We start from the raw sequence: 7581 nt of genomic DNA, 5'->3' as shown, positions 1-7581 counted from the left end.
TAGCAATATTGTTCACCATTTCGCTAGCCTGATCTTGCAGGTTATTATTGAGATTGATTAGATGGTCGGATGTGTTGTGGAAAGCGCCAAATGAATAAAATGACTCGAAAGAGCGGGTTGCGGTTGCCGCTGTTATGGATGAAACGCGCAATCCTGCTTTTACTCAGCTTATGGATAACGGGCATCCTTCTTTTTTCTTTTATACCCGTGCCTTTTTCTGCCGTGATGGTGGAACGACAGATTTCCGCGTGGTTGACCGGTGATTTTGGCTATGTTGCTCATTCGGACTGGGTGCCAATGCGTGAGATTTCCGCGCCCATGGCGCTCGCGGTAATGGCAGCAGAAGATCAAAAATTCCCGACCCATTGGGGATTTGATGTCGATGCTATTCAGTCGGTGCTGGATAAAGACGGCGGAAAAATGCGGGGGGCTTCCACACTGTCCCAGCAGACCGCTAAAAACCTGTTTTTGTGGGACGGGCGCAGCTGGGTGCGTAAAGGGCTGGAGGCCGGCCTGACGGTGGGCATTGAAACCGTATGGACAAAACGTCGCATTCTGACGGTGTACCTGAATATTGTGGAGTTTGGTGACGGCGTCTTTGGCGTCGAGCAGGCTGCGCAGCATTTCTTTCATAAGCCAGCCAGTCGCCTGACCGCTTCTCAGGCTGCGTTACTGGCGGCCGTGTTGCCGAATCCGCACCTGTTCAAAGTCAACGCGCCTTCCGCGTATGTCATTCGCCGTCAGCAATGGATACTGCGCCAGATGAGCCAGCTCGGCGGGGAGTCTTTTCTGCAAGAACATAAACTTCATTAGTACGGGTCATTAACGCAAAAAAGGACAGCACGCAGGCTGTCCTTTTTGTTATCACGCACTGAATTATTTGACGTAGGTAAATGCCGTAGTGACGTGTTTAACGCCGCTCACGCCAGCAGCAATCCCCGCCGCAGATTTACCTTCTTCCTGCGTCACCAGACCCAGCAGGAATACTTCGCCGTTTTCGGTAGTGACTTTGACGTTAGATGATTTAACCGAATCACTGGTCAGCAGCTGAGAACGGACTTTGGTGGTGATCCACGTGTCCATAGACGCTGTGCCCATGCTTACCGGTTTACCGGTACGGATTTCGTTATACACTTCCGTTGCGCCTTCAACACCCATCGCAATTTGTTTGGCGCGTGAGGCCATATCCGCCGTCGGTGCCTGACCGGTTAACAGGACTTTACCCTGATACGCTGTCGCCACGATACGGGCTTCGTCTTTCAGTTGTTTATCTTTGCTCACCGCGTTAGAAACACGGGCTTCCAGCGTGCTGTCATCAACCTGCGTACCGACCGTACGTGGGTCAGTCGTTGTTTTTGTTGCGACGCCAGCTGCACCAACTACCGCAGCGGCGACACAGCCTTGTAACAGAAGGGCGCTTAACAATACTGCAAAGAGAGGACTCGCCTTCATGTGATCTCCTTAATCGTCCTGGTGTGGGAACAGCGTGTTATCTATCAGGTCACAGAGACAGTTAACTGTGAGCATATGCATTTCCTGAATGCGGGCGCTGCGATGAGACGGAATACGGATCTCAACATCATGAGGCCCCAGTAAACCCGCCAGTTCGCCGCCGTCATAACCTGTTAATGCGACAATAGTCATATCACGGGTTACCGCTGCTTCAACGGCTTTGACAATATCACGGCTGTTGCCGCGGGTAGAAATGGCCAGCAGAACATCACCCGCCTGACCTAAGGCGCGCACCTGTTTAGCATAAATTTCTTCATGCAGACGATCGTTGGCAATCGCAGTCAGCACAATGTTATCTGCACATAATGAGATTGCAGGAAGGCTCGGTCGTTCAGTTTCAAAACGATTAATCAGACTGGCGGAAAAATGCTGTGCGTTTGCCGCAGAGGTGCCGTTGCCGCAGCACAGAATTTTATTGCCGTTGAGCAGCGATTGCACCAGCGTCATCGCGGCGCGGGAAATCGCGTCAGGCAAAGCTTCTGCCGCCGCAATCTGAGTTTGAATACTTTCTGTAAAGCAGACTTTGATTCTATCCAGCACGGGTTGTCGTCCAGTCAGTCGTCGTAATATTTATTCCGCATTGAAGGCATCACGCAGCCATTCTACCTGGCTGCCGGTGATGGCAAAAACATCAAAACGGCAAGATGATGTGTCAAAGCTTGCATTCTTTCCTGCAAGCCAGAAAGACGCAGCGCGTAACAGGCGCTGCTGTTTTTGAACCGTTACGCTGGCCGCTGCGCCACCAAAACTGGCGTTGCGCCGGTAACGAACTTCAACAAACACCCAGGTTTGCTGGTCATGCATAATCAGGTCAATTTCACCGGCACGGCAGGCCACATTGGCCGCCACAAAGGTTAACCCGGCTTTTTCGAGATAGCGCCGTGCAAAGGCTTCGTATTTATCGCCGCACGCCCGTGTCTTTGACAAAAAAGGCTTCATCAGTACGTCCTTGTACCTGTAATCGTTGAGAATTCCGATCTCAGTCATGCTGTTTCAGTTTTCTCTTAAGAAGAAACTGGCACCAGCGAGCCCTGGCGGTATTGCAGCCATGGCAATTTACGGTGGATGACACAGTTGCCATTGGCACTCAAATCTCCGGTGCTGCCGGAAACCTGGAAGCCAGGCAATGTGCGCATCTGGGAGAAGTGATTCGCCAGACTCCACGCATCGATACCCATCGCATAGAGACGAACCAGTGAATAATCGTTACCAAATTTCGCGGCTGCCTGCTGCATCAGCGCCGGGTTACCGCCTGCCAGCAACGGAATATCGCTAAACTGTACGCCTTCCATTTCCAGACGGTAGTCCGGCCCGGCACCTGCCTGGTAGCTACGTGAACTGGCATAGACTGCCGGATGTGAACGGCCATTTACGGCAAGATCCAGCATCGGTTTGATCAGCGTCAGTTCACTTTGTGTCGCGACAACGTAGACGGAATCCACCGCCCCCCCGGTACTGCCTTGCGTAATCTGTGCATCTGTTGGCGGTGCCGGGATAGTAATGCCACCAATAGTCACGCCCTGCGCTTGTGCTGGCGCGGCGGCATCACTGGCGATGACCGGCGTACCCGTCAGGCGGATACCGCTGCCGATAGAAGAACGTAATTCACCGGCTGAACCGAGACCTTGTTTCAGCACGGTTTGGCCGCCCAGTTTCTGCCATTCATTAGCAAAAGCCTGTGCGATACGGTCGCCGAAGTTGCCACGCGGCACCAGTAACAGCGGCATACGTTTCTGCTCAGACCACATGTGGCGCGCAGCATCCTGTGCCTCGTCTTCCGGCGAGAGCGCAAAGTAACAGATATTCGGGCTGTTTTTCTCAGTTTCTGGCTGATTGAGCGCTAAAACATTCAGCGGGGTCTGATCAGAAGAGAGTTCATTCACCTGATCTTTCAGCAGCGGACCGACAACCAGCGTTGCGCCATCCTGCTGAGCCTGCGTCAGAAGTGCGGCCAGCGGCTGACCATTGGTGTCATACACTTTCACCTGCGCATTACTGCTGGCAACGGGGGCCGCCGCCGGCGTTGCGGCCGGCTGGGCCGGTGAAGGATCGGTCTGCGCCGGGGTGTTTTGTGCGCCGGCATCCGGTGCGGAGGTACTGACGGCCGCGTTCGGGTCAGCCGGTACCTGCGGTTGTGCGTTAGCATCCGCCGTGGCTGCCTGCGGCGCCGGCTGGCTGATCTGACCGTTCATGGCTGCATTAAAGCCCTGCTGAATGGCATTCCCGTAAACTTGTGCCGGGCCGCTCATCGGCAGGAACAGTGCAATTTTGCCGGTTGAGGCAGGCTGGAAGGTCAGCACATTATTAAGCTGAGTTGGCAGACTTTTCGCTGCCGGATTCACCGGATAACGACGTTGCCAGTCTTTAATCCCGGCTTTCAGCAAATCAGGATCCTGTTTGTTGCTTTGCCATACGCTGAGTAAATCCAGCCATCCCTGCAACGTATTTTCATCAGCATTGATCACGATGCTGCTGACGTCCTGCGGGGACAGCTGCGTCAACGCCATCCAGGTGTGGTCAATATTGTCCTGATGTGGCTGTCCTTGTAACAGCGATTCCTGTGCGATATAGGCGCGGATCACGCCGAGGCTGGTGCGTCCCTGGCTGGCATCGATTTGCGCCTGATAATAACGGGCTTTCTGATCGTTGGTCAGACTGTGAGGGTCGAGCTGGCTCAGGCTGGTGGCGGCTGCCGGATAATTTTTCAGCGCAACCTGCACTTCTGCACTGGTCAGTTGCTGCTCGACGGTTTGAGCGGCGGTCAGATTTTGCGGTACTTTAGCCAGTTGCTCCGCCGCCTGAGGCGCTTTGCCTTCGCGTATCAGGGCACGCACTGCAAGCAATTGCCAGTCAGCCTTGTTATCATCACTGCTTTGCTGCGCCTGCTGCAAATAATAGTCAGAGCTGCCGGACGCTGCACCCTGGACACTTTCTGTCGGTGCCTGCGGCGCCTGGCCAGAACAGCTGGCGAGAAGCATCGCCACGATGATGGCAGGGAGTAAACGTCCCGAACGGGTACGAAAGGTCATTGAGGAAGGCATTCAGTTTCCAGTGATGTTTTTTTAAGATGCTCAATATTAAATCGGCAATCCGGATGAAACAATGAATCAAGACGATCAAGCAGATATTTCTGCCTCAACGCTGTATATCGTACCGACGCCAATTGGCAATTTAGGGGATATTACCCAACGCGCGCTGGCCGTACTGAACAGTGTCGATTTGATTGCTGCAGAAGATACCCGCCATACCGGATTGCTGCTGCAACATTTCGCGATCACCGCAAAAATGTACCCGCTGCATGACCATAACGAACAGCAGAAAGCCGAGCATTTACTGGCGAAATTGCAGGAAGGCCAGACCATTGCGCTGGTCTCGGATGCCGGTACGCCGCTGATTAATGACCCCGGTTATCATCTGGTGCGTCGCTGCCGCGAAGCCGGTATCCGCGTGGTGCCGTTACCCGGTGCCTGTGCGGCGATCACCGCCCTTTGTGCGGCGGGTTTGCCTTCTGATCGTTTCTGTTACGAAGGGTTTCTGCCCGCTAAAACCAAATCCCGTAAAGATACGTTGCAGTCACTGATTGAAGAACCGCGCACGTTGATTTTCTATGAATCAACGCATCGTTTACTCGACAGTCTGCAGGATATGGTCGAAGTGTGGGGGCCTGAGCGGTATGTGGTGCTGGCGCGTGAACTGACCAAAACCTGGGAAAATATTCACGGTGCGCCTGTCGGCGAGCTGCTGGCCTGGGTGCAGGAGGTCGAAACGCGCCGGCGCGGCGAAATGGTGCTGATTGTTGAAGGCCATAAAGTGGATACCGAAGCGTTACCGGCAGAAGCCCTGCGTACTCTGGCGCTTTTGCAAAAAGAACTGCCACTGAAAAAAGCTGCCGCGCTGGCCGCTGAAATCCACGGTGTGAAGAAGAATGCGTTGTATAAATACGCGCTTGATGAGCAAGAGGGTGACAAATAGGGCGTAATACCCTATTATCCGCCGCGGAGTTGACCAGACAGTCGCCGCTTCTTTGCCGTCCCTTTCGGGGGAGACAGAAGGAGGGGAGGAAAGTCCGGGCTCCATAGGGCAGGGTGCCAGGTAACGCCTGGGAAGCGCGAGCTTACGACAAGTGCAACAGAGAGCAAACCGCCGATGGCCCGCGCAAGCGGGATCAGGTAAGGGTGAAAGGGTGCGGTAAGAGCGCACCGCGCGGCTGGCAACAGTTCGTGGCATGGTAAACTCCACCCGGAGCAAGGCCAAATAGGGGTTCACATGGTACGGCCCGTACTGAACCCGGGTAGGCTGCTTGAGCCAGTGAGCGATTGCTGGCCTAGACGAATGACTGTCCACGACAGAACCCGGCTTAACGGTCAACTCCACTCCATTGAAAACAGAAGCGGGTGTTCCCCTCAGGGATACACCCGCTTTTGTTCCCTTCAGGACAGCTTGTACAAACGATAACGTCCGTTCTGCAACAGAACTTTGTAATGTCCAAACACTGTCTGGTTTGCACCGGCGTAGATCGTTTTCCCTTTATATTTCACCATCACTTTTTCCTGACCGCCTATTTCCGTGACCAATATAATTTTCGGAACCGCAGGTTTCGGCGGACTGACGGCTGCGGCAGGCAGAACAGTATCTGTCTCTGAAGCCGACAGGAGTTTTGCTGAATCCATTGTCTGCCCGTGATACATCAGCTCAAAATGCAAATGTGGCCCGGTGCTGCGTCCGGTATTCCCGGAGTAGCCAATCACTTTGCCCCGTTCAATTTCTTGCCCGGTGGCCACAGTGATCCTGTCAAGGTGCAGATAGCGGCTACGCCACCCGAGCGGATGACGTATTACCACGTAATTTCCCGCAGTCGGATGAGACATGGCTTCCTCGACGATCCCCTTCTCCGTAGCCAGCACCGGCGTTAACCGTGGCGCGGCAAAATCAGTCCCCTCATGCGGGGAAAAACGTTGCATGAGGGGGTGCCAGCGCAGGCTGAACGGGGACGTGATCCGCAACGGAATATTTAATGGCGAAAGGAAGTGGGGATAGCGAATTGACGATGTTTTTGATGTCTCGGTATTCCCCTCTGATATTTTGTCTCCTGGGGCAGTCAGTAACATTGCTGAAGAAAAATGATCCTCAATAACTTCAACATCGGGACGCGTAGCCTGAATCAGAGCCAGCGTTACCGCCACATCGTCCGTCGCCTGAGTTAAAAGCGGAATGAGCAGCAGGAAAAGTAATATCCGGCGCATGGATTAAAGTCGCTCAATAAAAAACATCACCAGTCCGGCCATGGCGATTGAAGGTCCGAAGGGGATGTAATGTTTGGCGGATTCAGGATGGTCTTCATCCAGCGACCGGCGTTTGTTGAGTACTGTACAGAGCAGGTAAACAATAATACCGGACCCTGCAGACCAGAGAATCAGTTCAGGGAGTTTTTCCATGCCCAGCCAGGCGGTGATGGCAGCCATCAGTTTAACGTCGCCATAACCTAATCCTTCGCGGCCACGTAATTTTTCATAGGCTGCCATGACGGTATAAAGCAAAAGCCAGGCAAGCGCTGCGCCACAAATCGCTGAGCGCGGCGCAATACCAGTCGTACCCAAAACCGAACCCAGTAAGCCGCTCCATAACAGCAGCGATACTAAACCGTCCGGCAAAATCAAATGCTGAAAATCAATCACTGACAAGCTGTAGAGCAGGCAGAAATAGAGGAAAAAGCAACAGACCTGAATTTCAGTAAACTGCGGCAGCGCCACCAGGGTTAGCAAGGTAAAAACACTACCGCACAGTATTTCGGATATCAGATACTGTGGGGAGATAGTGCTCTGACAATGACGACACTTACCTTTAAGCCATAACCAGCTCAGGACAGGAATATTGTCACGTTTCCAGACCGGTGCACCACATGCCGGACAATGTGAAGGCGGCCACCAGAGATTCACTTTTACCGCATCCGGTTCCGGGCTTAATTCGGAAAAAATCATTAACGGAAGCCGGTAAATCATTACATTAATAAAGCTGCCAATAAATAATCCGAATATCAGTGCCATGATAGGATAAAACCAAAAATAGAAA

General features: G+C 53.3%; 8 protein-coding genes and 1 other RNA gene. 3 read left to right on the top strand and 6 right to left on the bottom strand.

All coding sequences use genetic code 11. The features are described 5' to 3' along the window. Window positions 1-90: 90 nt before the first annotated feature. The gene (mtgA, locus tag J1785_RS05410) at window positions 91-813 is read left to right on the top strand and encodes a monofunctional biosynthetic peptidoglycan transglycosylase (RefSeq protein WP_129954712.1); all 723 of its coding nucleotides are present in this window, start codon (window positions 91-93) and stop codon (window positions 811-813) included. 63 nt (window positions 814-876) lie between these two features. On the opposite strand, the gene dolP is transcribed toward mtgA, so the two are convergent. The 4 genes from dolP to J1785_RS05390 all read right to left on the bottom strand — a co-directional run bounded on the left by dolP (window position 877) and on the right by J1785_RS05390 (window position 4553). Continuing rightward, a complete protein-coding gene (gene dolP, locus J1785_RS05405; protein WP_013577231.1) occupies window positions 877-1452 on the bottom strand; it encodes a division/outer membrane stress-associated lipid-binding lipoprotein in 576 nt (191 codons plus the stop codon). Between the two features lie 9 nt (window positions 1453-1461). After that, entirely contained in the window at window positions 1462-2052 is a 591-nt protein-coding gene (gene diaA, locus J1785_RS05400; RefSeq protein WP_013577230.1) for a DnaA initiator-associating protein DiaA, read from the bottom strand. Window positions 2053-2082: 30 nt separating this feature from the next. Continuing rightward, on the bottom strand, window positions 2083-2451 hold the full coding sequence (locus tag J1785_RS05395) for a YraN family protein (protein WP_129954711.1): 369 nt from the start codon (window positions 2449-2451) through the stop codon (window positions 2083-2085). A 65-nt stretch (window positions 2452-2516) separates the two neighbouring features. Then, window positions 2517-4553, bottom strand: coding sequence for a penicillin-binding protein activator (locus tag J1785_RS05390; RefSeq protein WP_217156589.1), 2037 nt, complete (start codon window positions 4551-4553; stop codon window positions 2517-2519). 61 nt (window positions 4554-4614) lie between these two features. Between J1785_RS05390 and rsmI the strand changes: the two genes are divergently transcribed. After that, complete coding sequence (gene rsmI, locus J1785_RS05385; RefSeq protein ID WP_129954709.1) at window positions 4615-5484, top strand: 16S rRNA (cytidine(1402)-2'-O)-methyltransferase; 870 nt, start codon at window positions 4615-4617, stop codon at window positions 5482-5484. Window positions 5485-5509: 25 nt separating this feature from the next. After that, window positions 5510-5888, top strand: an RNA gene (gene rnpB / locus J1785_RS05380) — RNase P RNA component class A. Between the two features lie 54 nt (window positions 5889-5942). Here the strand turns inward: rnpB and J1785_RS05375 are convergent. Together J1785_RS05375 and J1785_RS05370 are read right to left on the bottom strand one after the other, a co-directional pair. Further along, entirely contained in the window at window positions 5943-6755 is an 813-nt protein-coding gene (locus tag J1785_RS05375; RefSeq protein ID WP_217218972.1) for a M23 family metallopeptidase, read from the bottom strand. Window positions 6756-6758: 3 nt separating this feature from the next. Next, window positions 6759-7581: prepilin peptidase (locus J1785_RS05370; protein WP_217218971.1), on the bottom strand; the 823-nt coding region annotated here is incomplete at its 5' end.

The sequence above is a fragment of the Rahnella perminowiae genome (genome assembly GCF_019049755.1).
In the GTDB taxonomy this organism is placed as follows: Bacteria; Pseudomonadota; Gammaproteobacteria; order Enterobacterales; family Enterobacteriaceae; genus Rahnella; species Rahnella perminowiae.
This window is presented reverse-complemented; position numbering and strand designations above follow the sequence as displayed.